Source organism: Vibrio sp. R11-SG3-ISO9 (assembly GCF_059834255.1).
In genome coordinates, this window is record NZ_JCBDGU010000057.1 from 106,593 (window position 1) to 132,799 (window position 26,207).

25 protein-coding genes are annotated in these 26,207 nt (G+C 43.7%); 13 read left to right on the forward strand and 12 right to left on the reverse strand.

What is annotated here, in order from left to right; genetic code table 11:
- Positions 1-130: 130 nt before the first annotated feature.
- Positions 131-1,117 (reverse strand): SDR family oxidoreductase, encoded by a 987-nt coding sequence (locus AC6R05_RS23695; protein ID WP_500648881.1) that lies wholly within the window; start codon positions 1,115-1,117, stop codon positions 131-133.
- 185 nt (positions 1,118-1,302) lie between these two features.
- Here AC6R05_RS23695 and AC6R05_RS23700 point away from each other — a divergent pair, with 185 nt between their 5' ends.
- The 6 genes from AC6R05_RS23700 to AC6R05_RS23725 all read left to right on the forward strand — a co-directional run bounded on the left by AC6R05_RS23700 (position 1,303) and on the right by AC6R05_RS23725 (position 6,875).
- Positions 1,303-2,193 carry an AraC family transcriptional regulator gene (locus AC6R05_RS23700; protein ID WP_500648882.1) on the forward strand — a complete coding sequence of 297 codons (891 nt, stop codon included), beginning with the start codon at positions 1,303-1,305 and terminating at the stop codon, positions 2,191-2,193.
- A 150-nt stretch (positions 2,194-2,343) separates the two neighbouring features.
- A complete protein-coding gene (locus AC6R05_RS23705) occupies positions 2,344-3,009 on the forward strand; it encodes a fibrobacter succinogenes major paralogous domain-containing protein (protein ID WP_500648883.1) in 666 nt (221 codons plus the stop codon).
- Positions 3,010-3,152: 143 nt separating this feature from the next.
- Positions 3,153-3,539, forward strand: a complete 387-nt coding sequence (locus AC6R05_RS23710) for a VOC family protein (protein ID WP_500648884.1) — start codon at positions 3,153-3,155, stop codon at positions 3,537-3,539.
- Between the two features lie 113 nt (positions 3,540-3,652).
- A complete protein-coding gene (locus AC6R05_RS23715) occupies positions 3,653-4,051 on the forward strand; it encodes a helix-turn-helix domain-containing protein (protein ID WP_500648885.1) in 399 nt (132 codons plus the stop codon).
- Between the two features lie 417 nt (positions 4,052-4,468).
- A complete protein-coding gene (locus AC6R05_RS23720; protein WP_500648886.1) occupies positions 4,469-5,743 on the forward strand; it encodes a hypothetical protein in 1,275 nt (424 codons plus the stop codon).
- Between the two features lie 127 nt (positions 5,744-5,870).
- Positions 5,871-6,875: a metal-dependent hydrolase gene (locus AC6R05_RS23725; protein ID WP_500648887.1), complete on the forward strand. Its 1,005-nt coding sequence runs from the start codon at positions 5,871-5,873 to the stop codon at positions 6,873-6,875.
- 31 nt (positions 6,876-6,906) lie between these two features.
- Here the strand turns inward: AC6R05_RS23725 and AC6R05_RS23730 are convergent, their stop codons facing one another.
- The 7 genes from AC6R05_RS23730 to AC6R05_RS23760 all read right to left on the reverse strand — a co-directional run bounded on the left by AC6R05_RS23730 (position 6,907) and on the right by AC6R05_RS23760 (position 12,549).
- Positions 6,907-7,596: a flavin reductase family protein gene (locus AC6R05_RS23730; RefSeq protein WP_500648888.1), complete on the reverse strand. Its 690-nt coding sequence runs from the start codon at positions 7,594-7,596 to the stop codon at positions 6,907-6,909.
- Between the two features lie 77 nt (positions 7,597-7,673).
- Positions 7,674-9,155 (reverse strand): cryptochrome/deoxyribodipyrimidine photo-lyase family protein, encoded by a 1,482-nt coding sequence (locus tag AC6R05_RS23735; RefSeq protein ID WP_500648889.1) that lies wholly within the window; start codon positions 9,153-9,155, stop codon positions 7,674-7,676.
- Positions 9,156-9,394: 239 nt separating this feature from the next.
- The gene (locus AC6R05_RS23740; protein WP_500648890.1) at positions 9,395-9,901 is read right to left on the reverse strand and encodes a GNAT family N-acetyltransferase; all 507 of its coding nucleotides are present in this window, start codon (positions 9,899-9,901) and stop codon (positions 9,395-9,397) included.
- Between the two features lie 74 nt (positions 9,902-9,975).
- Positions 9,976-10,431 carry an NUDIX hydrolase gene (locus AC6R05_RS23745; protein ID WP_500648891.1) on the reverse strand — a complete coding sequence of 152 codons (456 nt, stop codon included), beginning with the start codon at positions 10,429-10,431 and terminating at the stop codon, positions 9,976-9,978.
- A 119-nt stretch (positions 10,432-10,550) separates the two neighbouring features.
- Positions 10,551-10,979 carry a hypothetical protein gene (locus AC6R05_RS23750; RefSeq protein WP_500648892.1) on the reverse strand — a complete coding sequence of 143 codons (429 nt, stop codon included), beginning with the start codon at positions 10,977-10,979 and terminating at the stop codon, positions 10,551-10,553.
- A 139-nt stretch (positions 10,980-11,118) separates the two neighbouring features.
- Entirely contained in the window at positions 11,119-11,535 is a 417-nt protein-coding gene (locus AC6R05_RS23755; protein ID WP_500648893.1) for a DUF6678 family protein, read from the reverse strand.
- Positions 11,536-12,171: 636 nt separating this feature from the next.
- The gene (locus AC6R05_RS23760) at positions 12,172-12,549 is read right to left on the reverse strand and encodes a hypothetical protein (protein ID WP_050487392.1); all 378 of its coding nucleotides are present in this window, start codon (positions 12,547-12,549) and stop codon (positions 12,172-12,174) included.
- A 380-nt stretch (positions 12,550-12,929) separates the two neighbouring features.
- Between AC6R05_RS23760 and AC6R05_RS23765 the strand changes: the two genes are divergently transcribed.
- Positions 12,930-13,181 carry a TIGR03643 family protein gene (locus AC6R05_RS23765; RefSeq protein WP_500648894.1) on the forward strand — a complete coding sequence of 84 codons (252 nt, stop codon included), beginning with the start codon at positions 12,930-12,932 and terminating at the stop codon, positions 13,179-13,181.
- Positions 13,182-13,281: 100 nt separating this feature from the next.
- Here the strand turns inward: AC6R05_RS23765 and AC6R05_RS23770 are convergent, their stop codons facing one another.
- The 3 genes from AC6R05_RS23770 to AC6R05_RS23780 all read right to left on the reverse strand — a co-directional run bounded on the left by AC6R05_RS23770 (position 13,282) and on the right by AC6R05_RS23780 (position 18,199).
- On the reverse strand, positions 13,282-14,361 hold the full coding sequence (locus AC6R05_RS23770) for a ParB family protein (RefSeq protein WP_500648895.1): 1,080 nt from the start codon (positions 14,359-14,361) through the stop codon (positions 13,282-13,284).
- A complete protein-coding gene (locus AC6R05_RS23775; protein ID WP_285403497.1) occupies positions 14,361-15,560 on the reverse strand; it encodes a ParA family protein in 1,200 nt (399 codons plus the stop codon). The genes AC6R05_RS23770 and AC6R05_RS23775 overlap by 1 nt, the downstream gene beginning before the upstream one ends.
- A 173-nt stretch (positions 15,561-15,733) precedes the next feature.
- Positions 15,734-18,199, reverse strand: a complete 2,466-nt coding sequence (locus tag AC6R05_RS23780) for a TonB-dependent receptor domain-containing protein (protein WP_500648896.1) — start codon at positions 18,197-18,199, stop codon at positions 15,734-15,736.
- Positions 18,200-18,614: 415 nt separating this feature from the next.
- On the opposite strand from AC6R05_RS23780, the gene AC6R05_RS23785 reads away from it, so the two are divergent.
- The 6 genes from AC6R05_RS23785 to fhuF are packed head-to-tail and all read left to right on the forward strand — an operon-like array spanning position 18,615 to position 25,175.
- The gene (locus AC6R05_RS23785; RefSeq protein ID WP_500648897.1) at positions 18,615-21,404 is read left to right on the forward strand and encodes a M16 family metallopeptidase; all 2,790 of its coding nucleotides are present in this window, start codon (positions 18,615-18,617) and stop codon (positions 21,402-21,404) included.
- 3 nt (positions 21,405-21,407) lie between these two features.
- On the forward strand, positions 21,408-22,409 hold the full coding sequence (locus AC6R05_RS23790) for a putative transporter (protein ID WP_500648898.1): 1,002 nt from the start codon (positions 21,408-21,410) through the stop codon (positions 22,407-22,409).
- Positions 22,399-23,016: a MotA/TolQ/ExbB proton channel family protein gene (locus AC6R05_RS23795; RefSeq protein WP_500648899.1), complete on the forward strand. Its 618-nt coding sequence runs from the start codon at positions 22,399-22,401 to the stop codon at positions 23,014-23,016. Before AC6R05_RS23790 ends, AC6R05_RS23795 begins: the two co-directional genes overlap by 11 nt.
- Positions 23,009-23,425 (forward strand): ExbD/TolR family protein, encoded by a 417-nt coding sequence (locus AC6R05_RS23800; RefSeq protein ID WP_500648900.1) that lies wholly within the window; start codon positions 23,009-23,011, stop codon positions 23,423-23,425. Before AC6R05_RS23795 ends, AC6R05_RS23800 begins: the two co-directional genes overlap by 8 nt.
- A gap of 9 nt (positions 23,426-23,434) precedes the next feature.
- Entirely contained in the window at positions 23,435-24,289 is an 855-nt protein-coding gene (locus AC6R05_RS23805; RefSeq protein WP_500648901.1) for an energy transducer TonB, read from the forward strand.
- A gap of 43 nt (positions 24,290-24,332) precedes the next feature.
- Positions 24,333-25,175: a siderophore-iron reductase FhuF gene (fhuF, locus tag AC6R05_RS23810; RefSeq protein ID WP_500648902.1), complete on the forward strand. Its 843-nt coding sequence runs from the start codon at positions 24,333-24,335 to the stop codon at positions 25,173-25,175.
- Between the two features lie 60 nt (positions 25,176-25,235).
- Here fhuF and dgcA read toward each other — a convergent pair whose 3' ends face one another.
- Positions 25,236-26,201, reverse strand: a complete 966-nt coding sequence (gene dgcA / locus AC6R05_RS23815) for an N-acetyl-D-Glu racemase DgcA (protein WP_500648904.1) — start codon at positions 26,199-26,201, stop codon at positions 25,236-25,238.
- Between the last annotated feature and the right edge of the window lie 6 nt (positions 26,202-26,207).

Here is a 26,207-nt window from a genome sequence, read left to right on the forward strand (position 1 = left end):
GACTGCGATTGTGTCTTGCTTTTTGTCAATGTTCAGCCTGAACATTGACAACCTAACACCGCAATTCATTGTAGAACGTCGCGCCCAAGTTAGCGTTACGTCCTGCTGATGCCTCTAAACTTACATCGAATCAAGAGTTTGATTTCTGTATATCTGGTGTGAGGCTAGGGGAGTTAAGATCCCAAGTAAAAGATGTCGCTTTTTCTGAAAGCGTCCAGAGTCTTTCCGCCGCCTCTTCATCTAGGGCGATTTTGTCAAGATTATTGACGTCTACAGGCCCTACGGTATCAGCGCGTTTAGTTGGCCCATACAAGGTTTCGGACGTCAGTCCATCTTGTGTTGCACATAGCAACTGGGGCCAAGCACCTTTCTCAGCAGATTGAGCAATGAATCTAGACATCACAGCCCATAAGACTTTATTGAATGTACTTGCCGTGTCTTTTAGCAAGTTTGTTCTTGAAGCTCCTGGATGACACACGTGAACTTGTACCGATTTGCCAAGTGATTGGATGCGGCGTTGTAATTCATAAGCAAACATCACTTGAGCAAGCTTGCTTTGCGCGTAGGAGTCCCAAGCTGTATATTTGCTATTAAAGTTGACGTCTTCAAATTGAATGCGCTTCTTCCCCATTTTATATGCGGTACTGCCCACAACGACGATTCGCCCGTTACTTGCTTCTATGCGCGGATACAACAAACCGCATAGCAAGAAATGACCGTAATGATTAACGCCCAATTGGCTCTCAAAGCCATCAATAGTGAGTTGCTGTTTAGCCACTTGAGCGATGGCACCATTACATATCAGCGCATTAACTTCTTTTACCTCATCTAGAAGTTGTGATGCGGCTTTCTTCACAGAGCTTAAACTACTGAGGTCCATGGTGATAAAGCTGATATCTATATTCGTCCCTAGTGTTTCTTTAAGCTCTGTAATGGCCATTAGCGACTTATCTGGATTACGGTTCATCATCACAACTTTGGCACCTTTTGATAAAAGTATGCGTGTTGCTTGATAGCCGGTCCCACTGTTAGCACCTGTAATGACATAGGTTTTTCCAGCAAGAGAACCAATGTTATCGGGCGTCCAGCCTTTATTACCAAATTGTTTAGTAGCCATTGTATTAACCTCGTTTTGATTTACGACTCTGAAGAGACAAAAACACCTTGATTGCATAATTGAGTGCGCTGCCTAATGTAGTAATTCCGCACAAAATGAACTATAACTCTCAATAGGAATGGCTCGTAGGCGGAATAGTCGCTATTTATTGCCTATTAATATCATTGCTGGCTTAAGGTAATTCGATGAAGCAGAAATTAAAAGATTTGGTTGCCGACAGGCTAACGACAGATGGTATGTTTGAAAGCCGAATTAAAGGCGTACAACTATTCAAGGTGACGAATGCAGTCCCTTGTGCGCCTGCAATCTACGACCCAGCTTTGATTGTGATTTTGAATGGGAAAAAAGAAGCGATATTGGAGGGCGACCGTTTTGTTTACGATAGCCAGCAATATATGTGTTGTGTTGCCTCGCTTCCGGTTGAGGCTGGGACACCAGAAGCGTCTGTACAAGATCCATTGATTGGTGTGTATGTATCTCTCGATACAAACGTGATGAAAGAGCTCACGATTGAAATGGAGAACATGCTAGATGTTGCGCCAGCGTCAAAAAGCAACGTGCAACCGCAAAGTTTATTGCTTTCGAATTGGGACGAGGAGTTTACAGAAGCTTTATACCGACTTGTTCAAATAAGTGACAATGTCACTAGCTCTAAGGTCTTAGGGGAAAGTCGCTTAAGAGAACTCTACTACACATTGCTGAAAGGTGAGTGTGGTTCGTCAATCAGAAAGGCTTTTGGTGTAGGAAATGGGATTACGCGTGCTATTGAGCATTTGTCTACAAACCTCGATAAGAACGTAACTATTGATGAACTCGCATCGTTAGTGGGCATGAGTAGGGCGGTGCTGCATCGTAAGTTTAAGCAAGCAACCAGAATGTCTCCAATACAATTTATGAAGTCGATGCGTCTCAATAGTGCTGCGATGAAAATTGCGGCTGGCGCAAATGTTAGTGAAGCGGCGATGGAAGTAGGGTATGTCAGTTCATCGCAATTTAGTCGAGAGTTCAAACGCTTATATGGTCAATCCCCAAAACAGTGGGTTCAGTCTAAAGGCTTGGTAGAGGGCGTCGCATAGCAGGCACTCATTTGTCTACGTGAGATTAATGGGCAAGTTTTCGAGAGTATGTCGTCTAGTTTGAACAAACGCTTAGAGCTAAGCTTTGTTCATGCACTCAAACTCGGCGCACTACTTGTGAAAAAACTCATTCTATCTTTGGGAGTCTGTATGAGCCTAGCTACAACAACTTCAGCGAACGAAACCAATAAAGCACTACATGAATTGTCAGACACGGTTCAAGACTCGGAAGGTAATGTCTACCGAACCGTCACCATCGGTAATCAAGTGTGGTTTGCAGAAAACTTAAGAAGCACTAAGTTTCAAGACGGATCTGATGCGAGCTCTGCTGCCATCCCTGAAGATAATCCGGAGAATCTACTCAAGTATGGTCGTTTATACGATTGGCATGACGTTGCTGACGCTAGAGGGTTATGTCCTTTAGGGTGGAGAGTTGCAACAGATGAAGATTGGATGGTGTTAGAAAAAACGCTCGGTATGGCGGAACAAGAGCTTAATACTGAAGGTTGGCGTGGAGGAGAGCAAAACATTGGGCTTCAATTAAAAGAACACCAAGCTGATGGTTTGTTTAGTAAAGTCGACGAGTCGCAACTTAATAGACAGCGCTTTTTCGCTCGTCCTGCCGGTGTGAAATGGAATGGTTGGTACATCACACAAGGTGCTTACAGCGAGTTTTGGACAGGCACCAGCGCGACAGACAAAAAGGCGTATATCCGTACTTTGGCGTATTCATGGTGGAACGCACACAAAAATGAAATAAGACGAACGACGAGCACCAAGGAGTATATGTTTTCTGTACGGTGCGTGAAGATTTAGGCTCAGAGCAGTCAATGCTTAAGCCACTCATTGGTTCAATGGTGATAAGTGGACGTCTCGCTGATAGTTAAGCAATTTAGAATAAGTAATTCAAAGACTCGTATTCTAAGATGTTGTTATTCGAATGATTGAGGAAAGCAACAATGAAAATAACTGTGACTAGCGTACCTGTTGAAGATCAAGATAAGGCTCTCGTGTTCTATACTGATGTACTTGGCTTTATTAAGAAGACAGAAGTACCACTCGGCGAATACAAGTGGTTAACCGTGGTATCCCCACAAGAGCAAGCAGGTGTTGAGCTGTTGTTAGAACCAATGGCATTCGAGCCAGCTCGTCACTACCAACAAGCACTAAAAGATGCGGGTATTCCATGGACATCATTTTCTGTGGACGATGTACAACAAGAGTATGAAAGGCTGATTGCTCTCGGCGTTGAGTTTTCAATAGAACCGAGAGAAGCGGGCAATGTCATGATTGCGGTTCTTGATGACACGTGCGGGAACTACATTCAGCTGATGCAGATGCTTTAGTCTATCGCTAACTTATGTCTAGAAGGCGCGTCATAGAGTCTGGCGCTCCTTACATTTCTATTTTCATCTCATGCTAAACTTCCTGTTATCCCTAATCGACGGTTTTGGTCACGATGGCATCAACCCCTAAGACATTCTATGAACAAGAGATAGATCGCTTGTACAATGACATAGCAACGCCTGAGCGACACTATGTCCTAATCAGGCAATCTAAAGCGTTCATGGAAAAGCACTATGCTCAAAAACTCGAGCTGGATGATTTAGCTCAGGCTGCTTTTATGTCTAGATTTCATTATGTTCGTACTTTTAAGCAACTGTATGGTCTGACGCCAAGAAACTACCTACGGGGTATGCGAATCGCAAAAGCCAAAGAACTTTTAAAGCAAGGACACTCGATTACTGATACCTGCGCTGATGTCGGCTACGAGAGTCTGTCTACCTTTTCGAACACCTTCAAAAAAAGTACCGGATATTCACCAAGAGAGTTTCGTGAGTTCCACTTAAATCTGTAGCACGGCCACGTACAGTGGCGCTGCATTTCTGCTACTCAAGACGCTATTAGAAAGGAATGTTCAGGCTGAACATTGACAAGTTTTTCGCTCATTCCAAAGCTGTATTCCTTATTTAACTTTTGGGTGAGTAATGTCTATTCGATTATTTGATGCTAAAGGGACAGTGTCACGTCTAACCTATAGGCGACATACTTTCAGCCTAGCGCCTAAGCAATCATGATGAGTTTGTGTAGAGAGACGTTGTCGTGTGTGCTGTCTACAAACGGATTGTTCCTTCAATTTCTTAAGAAAGTGCACATGCTTTTGATCTGGCTTCTTGCATAGCCAATGTTATAAGAGCTGCAACAGAGTTTTGTTGTAAATGAGAATAGCTTTCAATACTATGTGAAAATCTCACCTATGACAGTAGTATTCGAAATGCATTCACAATCAGTCACCAAGGTAAAGAAGGCGTTTCTTTCCGGTATATGGGCAACATTAATCAGCATTGCGATAGGTTTTACCTTTAAGATCTGGCTTGCCGGCTGGGTAGCAAAAGCCGATTTGGCGCTCTTTCATACTGTCGTTGATATCATTTCTCTGTCCATGATACTGATGACGGGCTTCCGCTCATCCATGGTCGTGACGTATTCTCAAACCAAGAATGATATCGATATTATCAATATCTTCCGCTTTACTCTTATTGTTGTCGTCCTAATGACGTGGGGTGGGGTGATTCCTTACATCAAGCACAGCTTGGATATCGGTGTCGAATACTTGCAGTTGGTGGGCATCATTTTTGGTTTGGGGCTGAAGCTCTACTTTACCAATTTAGTTGCCATGTATCGTTTATACGATATTACTAACCGTACCACTTGGCTTGACCCTGCGTTGAACGTGACTCTGTTTCTATTCGCTTACTATATTGCTGGATTCAGTGCGTTAACGGCATTGTTCTATGGTTTGACCATATCTTCGTTGATAACGGCGCTCTATATGTATATCAGCCGAAGAAAAGAGGTATCGACTCTGCCAATCAAGCCTGTACAGCTTAATTCAGACATGTACGGCTATGTGAAAAAGAGCTTTACTGCGACACTCGAAGCAGGAGCGAGCATTCTTATGATTTACATTGCTGTGTTGCTGACTATTCGCTACTTCAGCGTTGATGAATTGGGTGATTTTCAGGTTGTGGTGCGTCCGGTCTTCACATACATGACGATGTTATTCGTATTCCCAATTTACCGCTTTGTTCTGCCTGAACTGTCTGTGAAGGTTCGAAATGGAGAATTCTCTGAGATTCAGCTTATCCGTCGATGGGTGTTTAAGTTGTCATTTATTGTCAGCGGTGCGTTTTTCTTGACGATGCTGTTGTTCGGTACAAACCTTGTTGAAGCGCTTTTCCCAGCTGAGTATGCAGGCGCAACACCAGTGTTGTTCCACTTCTCTATCTTCTTTATTTTTATGATGCTAAACGCCTACCAACTGGCTTACATCAAAGCAAACGGACACTTTAAAACAAGCCTATTTATTCGCTTAACAGGTATCGCGACGCTGGTTGTTATGTTCTATGTAATATCGGCGTTTACTGACAATGTCGTGGCGATCATTATCGCATTGTGTTCTGGTTACCTAATGATGTTTATATTATCGAGTTTCAAAGAGAAGCAGATTCGAGAGTCTGCACTCCTTGCCCAATCTCAAACCGTGTAAGTAGGTAAGAGTAGATCTCAACTTCTGTGTTGTACGTAAAATGTTGGCTTGCCTTCACATAGGCTAATAAATACGTCTACTCTAAATAGTATGAGTCATTTAGATTAATGCTATCAAAGAGTTATAAATGGACCCATTGACGCAAGGGATGCTGGGCGCAGCGTTGACACTGTCAGTAAGTAAGAGGAAGCACTCGAGGGCTGCCGCGGTTTTGGGCGGGCTTTCTGGTATGGCACCCGACTTGGATGTTCTCATCCGTTCGAGCCAAGATCCGTTATTGTTTCTTGAGTATCACCGACAGTTTACCCACTCCTTGTTGTTTATCCCCTTTGGTAGTTTGCTTTGCGCGTTAGTCTTCTATTTCATTTTTGCAAAGCGGTGCGATCTATCTTTCCAGCGGACATGGTTCTATTGTGCGCTGGGTTACGGTACACACGGCATGTTAGACGCTTGTACCAGCTACGGAACGCAGCTGTTCTGGCCAATATCCGATGAACGCGTTGCCTTTAGTATAATCTCAGTTATCGACCCGGCTTTTACATTGCCATTATTGGTATTGGTTGCTTTCGCTTTCTGGAAGTACAGTTCGAAGCTCGCTTTGGTGGCGATGAGCTGGACATTTGTCTATTTGATTATTGGGGGAATACAGAAAGATAGAGCGGAAGCTGCTGGGTTGGTGCTAGCTAACGAGCGTCAACATACTCCTGTAGTAGTGGAAGTAAAACCAACGTTAGCCAACCTCCTTGTTTGGAAAGTCGTTTATGAAGTGAATGACACCTATTTTGTCGATGCGGTTAGGGTAGGGGCCGATATAAAAACCTATCCGGGAGAGTCTGTACCAAAGCTAGATGTTCCAGTTGATCTACCATGGCTTGAACAAGGCAGTCAGCAAATGATCGATGTTGAGCGGTTTTCGCGTTTCTCCGATGGCTTTATTGCCCAAGACCCTCATAACCAACAACGAATTATTGATGTTCGATATTCGATGGTGCCAAACCAAATCAACGCGCTTTGGAGTATTGAGCTATCTCCATCTTCTAAGTTCAGTGCCCATGTAAATTACGTGGTAGACAGAGATAGCACTCCTGAATCGAGAGATGCCTTTACCAGAATGCTCTTGGGACGTGATTAATAAGCCTAAAACGAGCTAGGCTTAATCACGGCTATTCCGGCACAGGGTTAACAGCTGCCCATGACGATGGCTCACCGTCGGTGGTTAGTGGAAATACACTTTTGTCTGGCTTAGCATAGCTTAAACGGTTAATGCGTTGAGTCCTGTGGTAACTATCTAGCCCCGAAATCGTGACTGTGCCTAACGCGTCGAGGTCTAGAAAACCATCATGCATGATCGCCATTCTTGGAACGTGAATGGTGTTGACCTCTCCAACAAGCATTACCGTGTCATTGCTCTTAATGTCAATACGTTCCTTCAGAGTTAACGCGATTTTTAAACGGCTTTCTAAAACGAACGGGGCAGGGCAGTTGCCGTCGTAATAAGGAGTGAGTCCTACTTCATTAAACTCTGAAATTGATTTTGAGTATCGAGCCGATGTTTGATGTGCTTTTTGGAAAATCTTGTCGTTGACGCTGTTTACTGTGAACGACTTGGTTTCAATTATGTTTTGAAGCGTGTGTCTTGGCGTTTTACACGGGCGAACAATAAAGCCCAACAGGGGAGGGTGTGAGCCCAAATGGACGACAGAACTAACGATTGCAAGGTTCTCTTGTCCTTGTTGGTCTCTTGTCCCTATCAGATTCGCGCTTTTAAATCCCGATATCGAGTTGACCAACCGAGTACGAAAACGCTTTTCCATGGTTTGAATATCATCGTGCGAAAAAGTTAGATCTCTCATGTGTCTATCCGTAGTCTCTATGTGTTCAACGAACGCCTTGTTTAAAAAGGTAATTACGTCGAAGGTTTGCTCTGCGATCAACCTGTTGCGCTTTTATTGGTCTGACGAACGTGCCTTGCCAATATCCGAGCACCTTCGCTTTTCACATCGGCGCGTTTCTTCCAAGACCATAGTCGCTCTCTCGCTTGGCGCGCTCTCTCGTCGAGATTGAAAATAGGATCTAGGTACGGTGATTCCGGGTCCAATTGGTACATTGCTGATTCCATAGGTGTCATCTTCCACGGTTCAAATATCAATGGCGTAGGAACTTGTTCTAACTCAGGCACCCATTTTTTGACAAACTCCCCATCTGAATCATGTTCTTGTGCCTGCTTGATAGGGTTGTATATGCGGATGGTATTAATGCCGGTCACGCCAGCTTGCATCTGGAACTGGGAATAATGAATACCAGGCTCAAAGTCGAGAAATAACTGGGCTAGGTGAGTCACGCCTTCCCGCCAATCCATGCTCATGTGATGGGTAAGGAAGCTGACCAACATCGCTCTCATTCGGAAATTGATGTATCCGGTGTGATGTAAGCAGCGCATGCAGGCATCGACCAAAGGAAATCCAGTATTACCGGACTTCCAAGCCAAGAGGTGATTTGGATCTGTATTACAAGATTGTGAGAGTAACGCTTCATAGGCCGTATTGGTGCAACGAAACTCCATCTCACACTCTGATTCGAATTTTTGGATGAAATGACAATGCCAGTGGAGCCGAGATGATAGGGCGATTAAGCTACGACGAAAGCCCGGTACGTTCCAATGTTGCAATAGCTCTTGGTAGACCTCACGAAGCGATATGTTGCCCCACGCAAGATAGGGAGACAAGCGAGTGCAAGCATTTCTAGATGTGATTGGGCTAGAAAGGCTGCGATAGTAGTCTTTACCTCTGCGGTTAAAGAAGTCGTGAAGTGTTAGCCATGCAAGCTTACTTCCGCCTGTTTGCATGCCACTACTTAAATTCGTCCATGATTTGGGAGGGGTGAATGCATGGTCAACTTGTTTAGAGTCTAAAGTATGTAAGTGTTCACTACACAGTTCAGGCTTTAATATTTCAGAGCGCATGACTAAAGACCAGTTTTTATCCCAGTCCTCTCGGTTTGCTAATCCGCGCAAGACAGCCCCCTGCTGAGACTCTTGCCAAGCGATACCTTCGGCATCGAACCATCCCTTGAGCAAGCGGTCGCGCTCGAAAGTACAATTCAAGCCGATCTCTTGATGGGAATAGACGGTATCTATTAGGTACTTAGATTGTATCTCTTGGAAGCACTCTAACGCGTCTCCCTGCATTACAGAGATTTGATGTCCGTGATGAGCTAGCGTTTCGTTCATGCACTCAAGAGACTGCCACACAAATCGCCAATGCCTCTCTGAGTAGTGAGGGTTGTTGAGCAGTGATGGCTCAAATATGTAGAGCAAAATTGTCGGTCTCTCGGGCGATAGTGCATTGAATAAAGGGGCATGGTCGGTGAGCCGAAGGTCTCGTTTGAGCCATACGATGTTGACTGTTTGCATGTGGTTTCTCGTTTTTTGAACCACTACGTAGCAATAAACAAAATGTCTCAATTTTCTTCAAAACTAACGATTAAAGTAGGCGTTAAAGGTTAAGTGTGGATGATGAGATTGTCTTAATGATGCTGGCGATCTTGAAGGGAAAATATAACCTAGGGGGTAGGGGAGCTCTCAATATTGGCATTAACTGAGTGCGATTGAATTAATTTGAAGTGTGTGTCGAGTTAAGTCACAAGGCCATCTCACGCTCGGTATTCATATAAGTTGTTCTCTAAACCATACAATTCGATGGTGCCCTTTAGTTCAAAACCTACTTTTGTTAGTACTCGGTTTGAACCTTTGTTACTGGGGAAGGTAACAGCTAGCACAGTATCTAAAGATAGAGCTTTAACAGCATGTTGAAGTACCCCAATAGAAGCCTCCGTCGCATACCCTTGATTACAATATTCCGGTAGAAATGCATAACCAAGATCTGGACTGTCCAACTCGGGACGTTTTAATACGCCACAGATTCCTATAGGTGCGCCCGTTTTGCGCAACGAGACTAGGTTCAGGCCGAAACCATATGTTTCGTAACTGGCCAATGGACCATTGGTAAGGTAGCTCTCCGCATCTTCTGAGGTACGGATGTTTTTATCGGCAATATTGCGAATAAAAGACTCATCATTGTATAAACGGATGACAAAATCCGCGTCTTTGAGCATAAGCTGGCGAATAACCAATCTTTCTGTTTTACATACCAATTTCAATGAAGGGACCTCTGATTGTGGTAAAGGTTAGATGACGGGTCTGGTGAGCAGGTTTCAAGTGGGAGTGCCAAATGTTATGTATCACTTTGATATGCTTGTTGTATAAACATAGTTTCGACTTGTTTAATGGCTTTACAAAACACCTTGTGACAATCAAATTCCAAACAACCTCCGAGTTTGTGCCAGAAAAAATTGAATTCATGGCCGCCATCATCTTGTGTGTAGAAGGCCCAGTTGTTTGGCAAACTTTCCGAAACTTCGCACAGGACAAAATGCCACAGTTGATTTTGGAAACCACTTTCCCAACTTCTGAGGTATCTAGTACCGGATACTTTGGATATACCTGACTCCTCTGCAAGCTCTCTAAGCGCTGCGCTTTCCATTGAACTGTCTGTCAGCTCTAACGTACCTTTTATTAATTGCACATCGGCCAAAGGATGTTCGAATACTAGCAACTCCAAATTCGAGCCTGATTTGCGCAGTACTACTGGACACACTTTAACTTCTCTATTTTGAATCCTTTTAGTCACAGGCTTTTCCTTTGTGTATAGCACTGCATTGATGTAGTGAGCAACGCCATTACTTAATCTATTGTGCCGAGATTACTAAAGCTGAATTAAACCGAGAATGCCAAACGCTTTGTATGTTTTCACGAATTCGATGCTATTTCCATGAATAGTACGGCAGAAAAACCTAAAACGAACCCTAGAAAAGCGAGAATTGTCATTATCGTATCTGGTTCTGAATGAGCTCTTTTGATATCTGGGTGCTTTATAAAGATTCCCTTTATGGGAAAGCCTCTTAAGTACAATCGTGGATAAAAGCCATACTGTTCTTTGACTTGGTAGCTATAGCGTAATTGTGCTAAGAAGCTTAACAGCATAGCTGAAAACATAGCGAAAGATGTAATGTCACCAATGGAGTAGCCATAGTTGAAGTTGTATATGCTTAAACCAAGGTAGAGAAAGAGTAAACCTGAAACTACTTTAAGCGCTTTTTTATGATGATAAATTGGCTGCAAAATAATGAACGCAATAACATATGCACTTGTAGTGCTAGCGATAAGATTCCAGCTCATATGACCTCAAAAATATAACGACCAAATAATTAGTGAGCAACGTAGTACCATAGCCATCGGATACCACCTTAATAACTAAAACTAACGCATGGTGACAATGCCACGGGCTGGGAATACCTCTTCACAGTGTGTTATATGTTTATTCTCTGAAACCGTAGATACGTAACCCTCTATCTGTGAGCTCAGTATCGAAGTGCCCAACCGAGTTTAAGATATTCAATGCTTCATCTATATCTTGATGCCAGTGCTTAAAGGGCACATTTTCATACCCACTAGGCTTACCTACTTTGGGGATTTCTAACCACTCAATTCGCTTGTAGGCAAAAGGCCCTGATCCATAGTCACCTACATACTTTTCCATTAACTCATCTGATTTAGTAAACCAACCTAGAAATTCACAATCGTTATCAACAAACTTCCAGTAACACTGGTTCAACATCAGCTCTGGCACATCCAAAACCGTAAACACTTTACGCCATTTGGCATTTGACATTAGTGATATTGAAAATCGATTTTTAATAACCTTATCTAGGTATTCATCCATTCTTGCTGGCATGTCAAAATCTCCAAGCGTATAGTGTGTAGCGTATTGTTATATTTTTTCAGCAGTTCTTAATGCTCGCGACAACCAGTTATTGACACTTCGAGGCTTCTATTATCATTGCAATTAACGAAAAGTCTGGAACCATCAGAGAATTCTATGCACAGTTCACTTTCTCGATGGCGATAAATCTCAGATACTTTTTTGTTGTCGAGTAGGCTTTTAAGCTTTTTCGCTTCTAATTCTAAGTTCGTTCTCATCTTGGGAAATACTCGTCCTTTAACTTGACCATACGCCCTGCTAGTGAGCGGACTCATTTATTGCACTTAATGCTTTGATATACAAAGCCATATCTAATACGAAACTTTCAGTTATACCATCAGACATAACTGAGTTCTAAAGTAGTTCTTTTTGAACCCAAGACTCGATGGCAGAACTAGATAGACCAAGCCGGTTTACTTGCGAAAATGCAAGGGCTGTTCCCCCTACTTCAACAAATGCGGTAATCACTAGTTTTTCATGCTCACTGAGCCCGTTATACGTATATCAAGACCAGTTAGGCTTTCCATATGAGAAATCTATGACATAGTTCCCGTTTGACTTTAGATTGTACAAACACCTCGTCCAAGCGCCTTTCTCGTTAGGTGAAAATTATTCGTACTGCACATATGGTTGCGTGTAAGCTAAAATACTTACGCACTCATTAGCCCCCGCTACCATAAATTCTTTGAGCTCACCGCCCTCTACTATTAGCGGTGCAGTTTCACACATGTTCTCTGAAGCTAACCAGCCATTAGCTTTAACTTCAAATAGCCAATACCGAGTCGCAGCGCCTCCCCAAAACTCTAGTAGTTGCCCTTCATCAAGAACTCGAAAGCCCTCAACATTTTCACAAGCAACGTCAACAATTTGGTCTGACGGAAAAATCAATTTAATGCGCAATACCGACAAATCATAATTCAATGACAAAACATCGGGAGTTTGTCCTTTGACTCTCTCTTCAATACCAGAAATGCTAACGATATCCATATTTCACCTTGCGGCAATCAGGCATTAAGATTACCTCTATCACCTTGACTTTATGATTAAACCTAACAGCTCTATTAAGCCGAATATTTCTACCTAGTTCTTCATATGCATTATCCTAATGTAAATTATATCGAATAAACAGTGGGTTACGTTCTATGTAGTGTGGCTGAGTCTCAAATATAGAATTATTTTGTATCGTATCTCGAGAAAAGGGAGTCGTCTTTGGAGGGAGGTTTCGCTAGGCGGATATCATCTTTCGTTCTTGATGAGTTATTGATTCGCCTGAACACGCCACGCTCTAAACAAAAACTTTGATTTGTAGATGAACCCAACACCAGCTCTGAACGTAAAATTCTTCTTTTTTAGTGTGGAATTGACTAATGATATTGAGCGAAGAGAGTGAGTCTCGGGTCATAGAGATGGCTTGGGAAGATCGGACTCCGTTCGAAGCCATAGAGCTACAGTTTGGGCTGAGCGAACCAGAAGTAATCCGATTTATGCGAAAACGGTTAAAAACCGGGAGTTTTAAGCTCTGGCGGGCTCGGGTGTCGGGGCGTAAGACTAAGCATACTAAGTTTCGCAGTTCTGACGTTTCGCGAGGTTATTGCCCGACGCAATATAAGCATCGCTAGGCGAAAGGCTAAAATGAAAAAGGCTGAAACTTATATTGGAAGTATAAGTTTCAGCCTTTTTTGAACTAGATAAATGGGCTTATTTTTGCTAATGCGTTAGCTAGTCTTGCGTTGCTTTATCCAGTACAGCTTGAATCGCTTCATCCAGTTCTGACTGCAGTTCTTTTGATAAACGGCCAAACTCGTAAGAGAAGTTACGACCTTTGACTTTCTTACGTGCAAACATGCCTTTACTAGTAAATTCAGCGAGTTGGGTAACTTCAGCTTTGTCGGTTACCTTTTTAGATTCCGCAATTTTCAGCTCTGATTTGATCAAAGAGAGTAGGGCTTCTTTGTTCTCGTCACTACAATGTTCAACCTGAACATTGACAGCCTTTTTACCCAATTTTTGGATAAACGCGGTTAAGCCTTTACTGTCTTCTTGGTATGTCTTCATCACTTTTCCAAGCAGCGCATAATCCGTGTGTGATAGTGCATTTACTACTGGGAATAGGGCGATAATTCTCTGGTCGATGCTCGCTGCTTTGAGTGCTTTGCTCACTGCTGGGCGGCTAATACCAATCATCGCAGCAACGTCTTCTTGAGTGTAGTTGCCACTTTTCATGATGGTTTGGCATTGAAGACCAATTTCGCGTTGGTTGTGCTCTTTTGCCGTTTGTAATTGTTTCGCTAGCGCCTTCGCATCAGAAGTCGAAATCTCATCTTGGGTGACAAGAATTCTGAACTCTTTTACACGTCCTTCTTGAAGTAAGAACCAAGCACGACGACGAGATCCATCAAGTACATCAATTTGGCCATCCACTTCACGGCCAACGGCTGGGTAGAACTGTTGGAACTCAAGCGAGTTTAGGTCTTCCAGTGATTCTTTAGTAAGCAGGCTTTGATCGCGACCATTTACATCGAATGTAACGTAGGTCTCGTCCTTTACTTGCTCAAATGACAAAGTTACTTCATTGAAGGTTGCTGTTTGACCCGAAGCGAGTTTCCAAACCATCTGTTGGCCTACCGAGCCGATACCGAATTTTTCCTGCAGAAAGTCGGCCGCTTTTTGGCCTGACTTCTCCAGTTCTTTCGTTAGTTGGCTTGTCAGCGTTTCAACTGTCGCTTTTGCTGCTGACTGCTGAGCGGCAATAGAGCCGGGTGTATTTCCTAGAGGGCTACCGCCACGTTTCTTAGCCATTAACTATTCTCCTGTTCACGCCACACGTTCAGAATATCGCGAAGGATCTGGCTGGTGACTTCGTAGCTGTTTTGCTGTGCGCTTTGGAAGGTCGCTTTACTTTTTGGATACTCACTTTTCGACATATCAAAGACCGTCGAAAGAAGAGAAGATGCCTGACGAACCGCTTCGCTGTGTTTGAACTCTTTCGAGTACAGGTAAGGCGAGAATTGGTCGTATAGGTTGTTCATCAGGTCTGTGGTTGTTGAGCTATCACGATGATTTGTAAGTAAAATCTTCATGAAGTCGTAACCTTGATGGTTAGCATTTTCTAGCAGCGCCCAAACTTGTGGGATGTAGCTAAAGTATGAACAAGTTGCATCGATATCGTTTTCAGTAATAGATAGCGGGAATACCACACTGGTTGCTGCGTAATATGCGTTAAACGTCGCATAGCCAAGTGATGGTGGCGTATCGATGATGATGATATCGAACTCGTCCTGAACACTTTCAATAATGTCGTGCAGCAGTGAATATGGTGATGCAAGAGTTTGGCTAAATACACGCTCGTGGAACCAACCTTCCATAGCACGATCGCTTTGCGCTGCAGGCAGAATACGCAAGTTAGGGATGGTGGTTTCTAAGAATGCTTCTGAAACGGCTTGTTCAAATGTTTCACCTTCATCTAGATCAAAAGTGCGCATCATAAGATCGCCAACAGAAAGGTAACCTTCTTGTTCCGCTTCTGGAGCGTAGTACATAGAGAGGGTTGCTTGGCCGTCCATATCAATAAGGCCAACGCGATATTCTTGGTGGAATTCAGTCGCTAAACCAGAAGCAATGGTCGCTGCTGATACGGTTTTACCCACACCACCTTTTTGGTTTTGGATAACCATAACTTGCGCTTTTTGCTTTTCGCTGCGGATAAATTTCGCATCTTTGCGTAGATTTTCCGGCAGTAGATCGCGCACTTTGTACATTTCTGAGATGTCGATGGACCACTGTGAGTCTTCATGACGGCGTGGATCGATGTCAGCAGAAGTCACGTAACGATCCAGTGTTTTCGCATCAATACCTAAGTAAGTTGATGCTTCTGCTCGTGTAAAGTTACGCAGTTCTTTGCGGTGGTTAGCTAGCAAGCGTTGATTACGACGCTGAATGTATGCGTCTGCACCGGTTTTTAGCTGTTGAAACGTAGTCGTGGTGTTTTGGGTATCCATTTCTGCCTCCATCTAGGGATAAGAAAGAGTATATACCTCAATTTTAAAGGTGGGTAGTAAAAAATGATGGAATTGTTTTTTATGAATGGTCGATTGCGCGAGATGTGACCGATCTCGCGCAAATAATGAACGAATTAACCTGTTTGAAGGGTTAATTCGTTCTACGGTTGATATTACATTGAGTAATTTAAGCCAACCCAGAAAGAACGTCCGATCTGGTAATTGGATTCGCTGCCGTTAACTTCATCAAATAGGTTCTTGATTCGTAGATCAATTGACGCATTATGTTGCTTATACTTCAGGAAGCGATAAGTGGCATTGAGGTCGACAGTGGTTTTTGCTTTTTGCTCCTCGACATCATAAATGTCGTATCTGCTGCCGTCAGTGTCGGTGTAGTTATCTCGTGTGTCTGTGAGGTATTCATACTTACCGCGGTAGTAAACGGTAGCGTTAGTCATTAACACGTCATCAAACCACAGTGCTGACCATGAAGCTGATGCTCTGAATGGTGCGGCGTAGTTCTGACGAGCGTCATCTTCATACATATCAGCCATCGTCATGATCTGACCCTTGTAGTAAACAAGCTCAGTTTCATCTTCTGGATCGGCGGTGTAATCGACCAATCCATTGTTCTTGGTTTCAGACCAAGTTACGTTGGCATTGAAGAAGTGCTTTTTATAGTTACCTGACCATTCGATTGAGTAACCGTAGTAATCAGTCTCGCCGTCGTTGGTCATTTCGTAGTAATCATCACCATTGGCATCCGTTAGCTCATCACTTTTTGCAAACTGTGAGCGGTTCTGACGATAAACGGTTTTGAAGCGCGCATTACCATCTAAGAAAGTAGGGATGGTGATTGCTAACGTCAATTCGTCACTGTATGGCGTGTCTAGGTCTGAATCGCTGTAGTTATCAACACTTGGTTGACTTGAACACTCATACCAGTCTCCCGGTACGCCGCCCCAACCGCCATCACTGGTGTCTTTCATATCACGTTGATAACAGGTGTGAGCAGGTGTTTGCTCTTTGATCGCATAACCTATCATCTTGTTGGCATAGTAACGGTTTGCACCAACGGTTAGGTATGTCTCTTCGATAAACTCCCAGCTTGCCGTTAAACGCGGTGCAAGGTTATGGTTTTCCATAAAGTCATCGTATGAGTAGCGCGTACCGGCTCTCATTTCTACGGGGCCAAATTGAGTCAGGTATTCTGCCCACAGTGCATGGCTGTACACACCGACATCAGCATCAAAAGCGTCATACTTTAAGTGCTTCCAGTTAGCCATATCCGGAGTACAAGATTGATCGTTAGGGTCACAAACGAAATCATCAGTTCCAGACTTTTTAATGTTGTAGTAGTAATACACATCTTCTGGTCGAGACTTACCTGCGTCAGTGTATTTTATTTCGCTGCCGTAATTTAACGTTCCTTTATCAAGCATTGTTGAGAACGAAGTTGTCCAAGCGTAATCGGTCTGCAATTGTTCTAAGTCGCCGATACCACCGTCGTTACAGTTTGACGTGGTATTACACCAGTCTAAGAACTCACCATCCATTTGGTATCGTTCGTTATTTGACGTTCGTGATGCATCGTTATGTAAAACAGAAAGTTTGGTGTTCCAATCTGTCGCTCCAGAAAATCCTGTCGCACTCAAATAGCCTTGAGTGCCTGAAGAGTTGCTGATAGTCAGGTCATTGCGTGCATTCGGTAAATCGCGCTCACTTTCGTAAGGGCTATGAATGATCTGGCCTTCAAAGGTGAGGTCGTCTCGATATTCGTAAACCCCTTTCAATAAGAAGTTTTCAGAAGTATCGCCATTATCACCAGTTGTGCCTCCGTACTGTTCATCCTGCGTGTACTCCACTTCAGAGGTACTTTTGCTATAGGACGCCAGCACACTGAGTTTCTCTGTCAGTGGCAGATCAAAGCTAACGGTAGTTTGTTGTTTGGTGAATTCAGGTGGTGCGATTGGATCATCATCAGGATCGATTTCGGTTGGCTCATGGTATTCCACCATGCTGTCGTTTTGGAAACTTGTACTTAGGCTGAAGCCAAACTCTTTTTTAGGTTTGCGAAGCTCATAGTTCACAACACCGCCCACAAAGTCACCGTGCTCTGCCGAGATGTTAGAGTCCATGATTTCGACAGAGCCAATTAAATCGGGTGTTACATAAAGGCTTTGGCTCGTCTGGCCTACAACATTGTTCCAATCGAGATCGCCACCACTCGGGTCTGTCACATCATGAATTGATGTTGCAGAAACGCCATCGATTTGGATGTTATTGTCGTAATAGTTACCGCCTGAAATCGAAAAGTTTTGTGGGCGAATAGACTGAATGTTTTCTTGAGTAGCATCATCCAAACTATTGTCCATCTGAACATACGGTGACGATTTCAATAGATCGGTTGTATCAATACCACCCGATTTATTGTTTTGCACGCTTGTCTCGCTCATCACCGATGTACCTGAGTCAATCGGGTCATAGCTTTCATAAATCGCATCAGAATTTACAGCGCTGTCGTTACTGCTGTTTCCATCCGATATTTCAATATCCCCAAGATCAACTGGCTCATTTGCATAGCTGATTGGGCTCCCTAAAGCTGACAAAATTGCCAGCGCAATAACATTTTTATTCATTTTGGTGATTCTTTTATTTTTATTTAAAGATTCAAAAAATGACTTTGTGCAAGTCATACCACTGCATGTGTCTGATACCGTTACCAGACCTAAAGTTAAATGATATTAATAATCATTCAGCTAAATAATCCCAGTTTACCACTTTAAAAGAATGGCTTTGACTGGGTTTTTGATCGATTAAGTAGCAGTTTTAGGTCATTTAAATGACATTCTTGTTTTCAAAGCCATGATCTGGCTCTATTTACCCAGATGATGGCATGGCTACTTTCAATAAAATTCTTGGATGTGCGTCGCATAATATAGTAATCTTGGAATCGTTTTCAATGCTAATGAGAAAATTATTGATAATCATTATCAAATCAACTTCTCATTAGGTGTGCTTTTTTATTCACTATGTTATAGCGTTGTTATTATTATGTTTCTTAGTAGGTGCGTTTCTATTTGTATCATTGCATCGAGTTTGGTATTGGCCTGCACAGGTGCTTTTGCAAAAGAAATTCAATGGAGTTCAGACCTCAATCACGGCTATTTGGATAATGGCTTCCAGTATGTTTTTCATAACAGTCAAAATTCAAAAGACCCCTTTAATCTTCGTTTGATCGTCAACGCTGGTTCTGTTGATGATGAACATCGCGGCATGGCTCATATTGTTGAGCACATGGTCTTTCGTTCGAACCGTGCGCACAGTATCGACATGCATCGTTTCTTCGACCAAGTAGGCTGGAAAACTGGCACTCAAATCAACGCGATGACCCGCCAAACTGAAACTCAGTACATGGTGAGAACTCGCCCCAATGACGCTCTAGATGTTTCGCAATCTGTCAAATTGCTGAGTGACTTAGCCTTTGGTGCAAAAATGAAAGATCAAGATTGGCAGCTTGAGCGTGGAGTCATACTTGAAGAGATGCGCAGAGGTGCTGGTGTTGCTGAACGAGTCAATACAGCCAAAAAGCAGGTCGTTCGAAATGGATCTCGCTATGTAGATCGTCCAACTATTGGCACTAAGAAAGCCATTCTAGATGTCGAGATTGAAGATATTCGCGCTTTCTACGATAGATATTACGTGCCGGGCAATATGACCTTGGTGGCGAGTGGTTATTTTGATGATCGTAAGCTCACCGAAGCCATTGAGAATACCTTTGGAGCAGAAGACAGCGTGCCAGTACCAAATAGGGACTACGTAAAGCTTCCTCTTAAAGATGGGTTGGTGATTGGTAAGGTGCAGGATCCAAAAGGCACGACTTCTGCTGTCGTGTATGGTTTCAGAAGTGAAATGAAACCAAGTATCACTGAGGCAGGTGCTTATCAAAGGCTGCAAAACTACTTTATTAGAAAGCTAATCAAACCCTCTGTTCGCGCCTCAAAATCTGAGTACGATGCGACGATTTCATCTGTTCATATCTCTTTTAGTGAGCCTACTAATGATCGATTGATTGCGGCGATGGCAGCCAAAACAACGAATCACGCTTTAGGGAAACAAGTTGTACTGACTGAAATTGAGCGACTAAAGCAGAATGGAATCAATGAATCAGAACTGTTGGCTTTGAAGGTGAAGGCAAGAGCCTCCGTTCAGAGAAACCGACAAATCATTCCAAAGCGTGATTTTGCAAAATGGGAAGACAAACTCACATCTGCAGTGATGCAAGACAGTGTGGAGGAAGATTACGCAATCAAATCTGCTCGTACCCTAAAATGGATCGATGAACTTACGGTTGAAGGGCTAAATGAGCGACTAAACCAAATCCTTAACGCCTCCGATCAGTTTATGTTCTATCAGATCCCAGGTGGAGAGCGCCGTACTTTGCCTACGGCAGAACAAGTTGAGCAGCTATCAAAGAAAATTTCGTCGCAGCAATATGCAGCCATACAAGCGCCAGCTAAAAAAGTCACGTCGACCAAACGTGTTCAGGCCTCAAACAATGAGACTGAACTCGTGGAGCTTAAAGCGCCGACCCTCGCTAAAGCGCATGTAATGAGCAAGCATAAGCACTTTTCCCCTGCAGTCGTACAATGGAAGCTTGCTAATGGAGACCAAGTTGTTTGGCTAGACCGAAAAACGCCTGATGGCGAACTCTATATCAAAGCGTTATCTCACGCGGGTTACAACAGTGCTGTATATCCACCTTGGATGCTACAAGCGGCTCAACAGGTTTGGCAACAAACTGATTTCAATATGATCTCTAACCAATCGTTGCAGCAATGGCAAAAGGACCACAATGCTACTTGGAGCTGGGCACAATCAGGCAGTCAACTAGACTTGTCTGCAAAAGTGGCAGCTTCAAACCTAGAGCCTTTAATGCGTGCTTATTGGATCACACAAACAGATTGGATGTTGAACGCTGAACAGTTTGAAAAAGCTAAAGAAGCTATTAGCGATTCTGTTCATATTGTGTCTAAACATGAAACCGAACGAGCGGCGCTGTGGGGAACACCAAAAGACGCTTCACCAACAAACAATGATATTGAAGCGCTAAACATGAGCCGCTTTACGTCAGCTGTTGAGACCCTAAACCAACAACCGGTGTCTCTATTCATTGTTGGGCAGACCACTGAACAAGACATCGAAAAGTCGGTACTGCCGTATTTAGCTGCAGTGACGCGTAAATCAGATTTTGAAGGTCGAGAATCTGTATTGCCTACGGGATACCACACTCTGGAACAGGCAATCCACGATGAAGATAAATCGACAGTCACCATCAAAAGTGAAGCGGACATGATGTGGACACCAGAATCGAGTTTCTTGGTATCAACGCTGAATCCAATTGTACAAAAAGCACTGAAAAATAAGCTTCGTCATGAACTTGGTGGTGTGTATTCGATTCGATTTGAGATGACTTTGAATAAAGACAATAAAGTGCGCTTATCGACAGAGTTTACTACGGCACCAGAGAAAGTTGACTTGTTAGTGGCAGCTCATAATACGGTGCTAGAAAACCTATCTCAGCAACTGCCTTTGGAAAATTACCCTCGTATTCAAGGCGACATTCAATTCGCAGAATCATTGAGATTGTCGGATACAAATACTTGGCTGCGTCGTTTAGCTCTGAGCTACGAAAAGTATCAAGGCCCAGACTATTTGCAGTCAATGCACACTCTGGATCAGCAAGTGACCGAGCAGCGTTTGACCGAGATTGTTGCACAGATCATCCCTTTACCAAAACAAGCAATATTGATAGGCACGCCTGTGTCATCTGAAGGTATCTAATTTATGTTCCGTAGTTTTTTCTTTAATAAGCGCTGGTACGTTTGGTCTTGGTTAGGCAGCGTGATCATTCTTTTTGCGACTTGGTACAAAGTGCAGTTGGATGTACAAGTCAACGAATGGTTTGGTGACTTTTATAATGCTATTCAACAAGCATTGACTAATCCCGGCTCTGTACAAGCCAATGATATATATGGTCACTTGTGGACCTTCTTACGAATCTCAGCGATCTTTATTGCGGTTGCTATTTTGCTCGAGTTCTTCATGCGTCACTACGTTTTTCGTTGGCGCACTGCAATGCACAATTACTACATGGAGCATTGGGATAAAGTTCGTCATATAGAGGGCGCTTCGCAGCGTGTTCAAGAAGATACTATGCGCTTCGCCAATATCGTAGAGCGTCTTGGAGTATCGTTCCTACGTTCATTGATGACGTTATTGGCGTTTCAACCTGTGCTATGGGAGTTGAGTAAACAAGTTAAGTCGGTGCCATTTTTTGGCGAAGTAGAACACGTATTGATCTACGTAGCGATTCTCTCTGCTTTGTTTGGCACTGTTCTGCTTGCGGTTGTTGGTGTGAAGTTACCGGGCTTGGAGTTCAATAACCAAAAGGCCGAAGCCGCGTTGCGTAAAGAGTTAGTGCTTGGTGAAGACGACCACACACGAGCTCAACCACAATCGATGAAAGAGCTGTTTCAACACGTGCGTACCAATTACGTCACTATGTATCGTCATTACCTCTATTTTGATTTGTTTAAAGTGAGCTACCTGCAGCTTTCTTCAATACTGCCATACATCATGTTAACGCCGACCATTATTGCTGGTCTTATTACTTTTGGCACCATGCAGCAGATTATCCGTGCCTTTAATAAGGTGGAAGGGTCATTGCACTACTTGGTGTTCAGTTGGTCGACAATCGTAGAGCTGATTTCTGTGTATAAGCGACTCAAAACATTCGAGCAACATATCCAAGCAGCTGAGAAACAAGAGGTGAACTATGTTAATTGATTCTTGGACCATCGCGACGGGTGCACCTTTGGTGTTGTGTTCGGCGATTGCACTTGCATTAGTGCTAGAACGCCTGTTTGTTGTCTTGAGAAAACAAGGACTTTCAAAAGGGGACAATCAAGCGATCTTTCAGGCATTACACAAGCATGAAATGCAGAGTGCTTTGAACATCTTGAAGCATTCAGGAACAGGATATCAGTTTGTCATCGATGAACTGGTTCATCATAAATCTAGCACCAAAGAGGTTCGTGATGAGGCGATTAAAATCATGCTCGTTCGCTATTCGAACCGGCTAAAACGTCGACTGTCAGGTTTGACGACGATTGCATCACTCGCTCCCATGTTGGGTCTACTTGGTACAATCATTGGTTTGATGCGTTCATTTCGCGACATCGGTCTGAGTGATGGCCCTGTCAACCCATCAATTGTTGCTGATGGTCTTTGGCAAGCTCTTTCAACAACAGCTGCAGGGATGGTTATCGCTGTGGTGTGCGTACTTTGCCATGCCTTAATTAAGTCGAGAATTCGCATTCATTTGGCGGAAGCTGCAGATGTGCTTAATCACTTTTCTCACTGTATTCAGTTGGAAGAGAGCGAACATGATTGACTTAGAAGATGAAGAGGTATCAAGCTCACTGCAAGATGCCATGACGCCAATGATAGACGTCATTTTTGTCATCATCGCGTTCATGATGTTGATGATCAACGTGCCTCTGTTAACCATGGAAGTGGAACTTCCGAAAGCCGTTGAAAAGCCAATGGTTGCGAACGTGCAAAAAAATGTGGTTTCAATTGGTGTCGTTGATGGAGATGAGGCTTGGTTGGTCAACGAGACACGAGTGCTTTCGATGGAAGCGCTTAAAGATGAGCTCACTGAGCAGAAACTGTTGTATCCAAACCAACTGAGTGTCGTCATCCATAGTGATAAAAAAGTGCCAATGGAAAGAGTTGTCGCACTGTTTGGTGCATTGCAGGAGCTAGAGCTAAATGTATCGCATCTAGCTATACAGCAGTAAGGGTAGAGCATGAATGTAAGATGCTCGGCCTTTACGGGTTTTGTGGTGCTTTCACTCGTGGTTCACGTTGTTGTGGGCGTTTGGCTTTATTTCTCCCCTAAGGAAGATACTGTCATCGCAAAAAGCACAGATATGCTGAGAATTAGTGTTGGCTTGCAGGCTGCAATGATGGGGGCGACTGTCGTTACACCGAAGAGCGTTGCGACGCCCATAATAGACACTGTCGAAGATATTGTAGAGCCTCCTCCAGAGCCAGAGCCAGAGCCAGAGCCAGAGCCAGAGCCAATAAAACAAGTGGTTCCTAAAAAAGCACCTTTAAAGAAAACTGAGGTGCAGAAGAAAGAGCCAGTGAAAAAGAAAGTATTGCCGAAAGAGAAGCCACCAACGAAAGAGCGCAAAGTTGAACCTAAACCCAAAGAGAGGAGAGTCGAACCAAAGCCTCAAGAGATGAAGGTACAACCTTCCCCTGAATTGCTTGCGCAAAAGAAAGTTGGAGAGCAAGGTGTAGACGGCTCGAAGCAGCAAAACGTTCAGCAAAAAGAAACCGGTGCAGGGAACCAAGCGGGTGGTATCGCTGATGAAGCGCAGTTTGACTACTATATTCGTCAGCACTTACTTTCTAAAAAGGTCACGCCCAAAATACTGAAATCCCGCCGCAAACAGGGTGTCGTTGTGGTGGTATTTACCCTCGATAGGTTGGGGATGATCAAAGATTACAAAATCGCAAAACCGTCTCGAATTCGTGAGTTTGACCGAGCCGCAATTAAGCTGGTCCGAAAAGCGGAACCGTTTCCTGCTGCACCCGATTTCGTTACATGGAAGCAGCGCGAGTACAGTATCGATATCTCATACAGTGTGAAATAGATAAATCACAGTTTGTAAGTGAACAACAAAGTTAAGTTTTAGAATGAAAATCAAATCAATCCAGGCCGCTTCCTTAAAAGCGGTTCCATCGGGCTTTACCACAACGGACTTTAACCACTTGCAGTCGTTATGGGGGGAAAGAAAACAGTGCTCGCTGGATCTGGCGTTAAACGAATTAACACAGGTTGATCAACGCCATGAACTCAAAGTGCTTAGCGACGAAAATATCGATCTGAATACTTGGCTGAATGAATCCTTTTCAGAGCTGATGTCTTTGCATGCTGAACACACCCAGTTGGGAACTGCGGTATGCGCATCTTTATGGCACAAGCAGCTAGTTGAGCTTATTTTTCCGACTTTAGTGGCATTGCGATGGAAGTACGGCATTGTTCCAAACATTGATGCAAAAGCGATTCATCTTAACATTGAGCCAAACGGTCGAGTTAATACGGTTGCGATAGAAAACCAAGGCAGCCAAGTTTTGAGCGACCAAGAGTTAGATGAAAAGCTTGCTAAAATTGTCGCCGATATCGGCGCTCAGCTAGAGCCTATTTTTGCCGAGCAACGTGTGAATCGAAAACGCTTTTGGGGTAACTTAAGTAATGCCTTGGCTCAAGGCTTCACCCGCTTGTCTGACAAACAGCTACATAGCTCAGATGCTGATTTGAATCAGCGAGTAGAGCGTTGGTTGACGAAGATTCTGGGTGAAAAAAATAGCTTAGTAGAAGTGAAAACCGTATCAAGTAGTCACGGGCATGCTTTGTTCGCTCGAAGAAAGACATGTTGTTTGAAGTACAAGCTCAACAAAGTGCGCATGTGTAAGACTTGCAACTTGATGGACTCAGAAGAACAACATCAGTTTTATCAAGCAAAGTACGCCAGCTAATTATTCGATTGCTGCCCTAGTTAAAGGGCAGCGTATAAGCATGTGTTAAGGTGAGAGACGTTACAGGTACAATTTTCCTGAGTGGTACCTAAGTCCATCTTCAACATCATCGCCAAGTAACACTGGACCATCCAAATCAACCACCTCTGCGTTGGTTGCAATTGGCAAAGCCGCTTTCATAGCGGTCGAAGTGCCCAGCATGCAGCCAGCCATAATGGCAAAGCCTTCGTTTCTGGCTTGCTTTTCTAAGAGTAATGCTTCTGTTAACCCGCCTGTCTTATCGAGTTTGATATTGACCATCTCATACAGTCCCTTCAGGTCAGCGAGTTGTGCTCTCGTGTGGCAGCTTTCGTCTGCACAGAGTGGAATAGGGTGCTTAATACTGGCTAGGAGCTGGTCTTCTCCTGATGGTAAAGGCTGCTCAATCATGGTGATATCAAAACGGGCAAGTTGTTCGAATAACTGTTCTAGATCGAGAGTACCCCAAGCTTCATTTGCATCTAGTACGATTTTGCTATTCGGAGCTGCGGCTCTCACAGCGGCAACTCGTTCAACCACCGATTCACCATCCAATTTCACTTTTAACAGTGACGCGCCTTGGTCTACGTATTGCTTGGCTTGCGTTGCCATGGCTTCTGCCTCACCAATGGAGACGGTCATGGCAGTCTCTATTGCTGGGCTAATAGTAAAAGTAGGCGATGGGAAGGATGTCCCTTCTAGCTTGCTAATCAAATCCCAAAGCGCGCAATCTACGGCATTACGTGCTGCGCCTGCTGGCATTGATTGTAAGTGCTGTTTCGCTTCTTGTGGTGAAATGCTGACTAAGTCTGAAGTCCAGCTTTCTATTTGTGCTATTACTGATTCAACACTCTCACCGTATCTCGGGTAAGGTGTACACTCTCCAATCCCTTGCTGGTGGTCATGAGAGACGGTCACCCTCACCGTGTGGCAATGAGTTCGTGCACCTCTTGATATGACAAAAGGGGTCGCCAATTCGATGCTGTACGGAGTCGCTTCTATTAACATGATTTA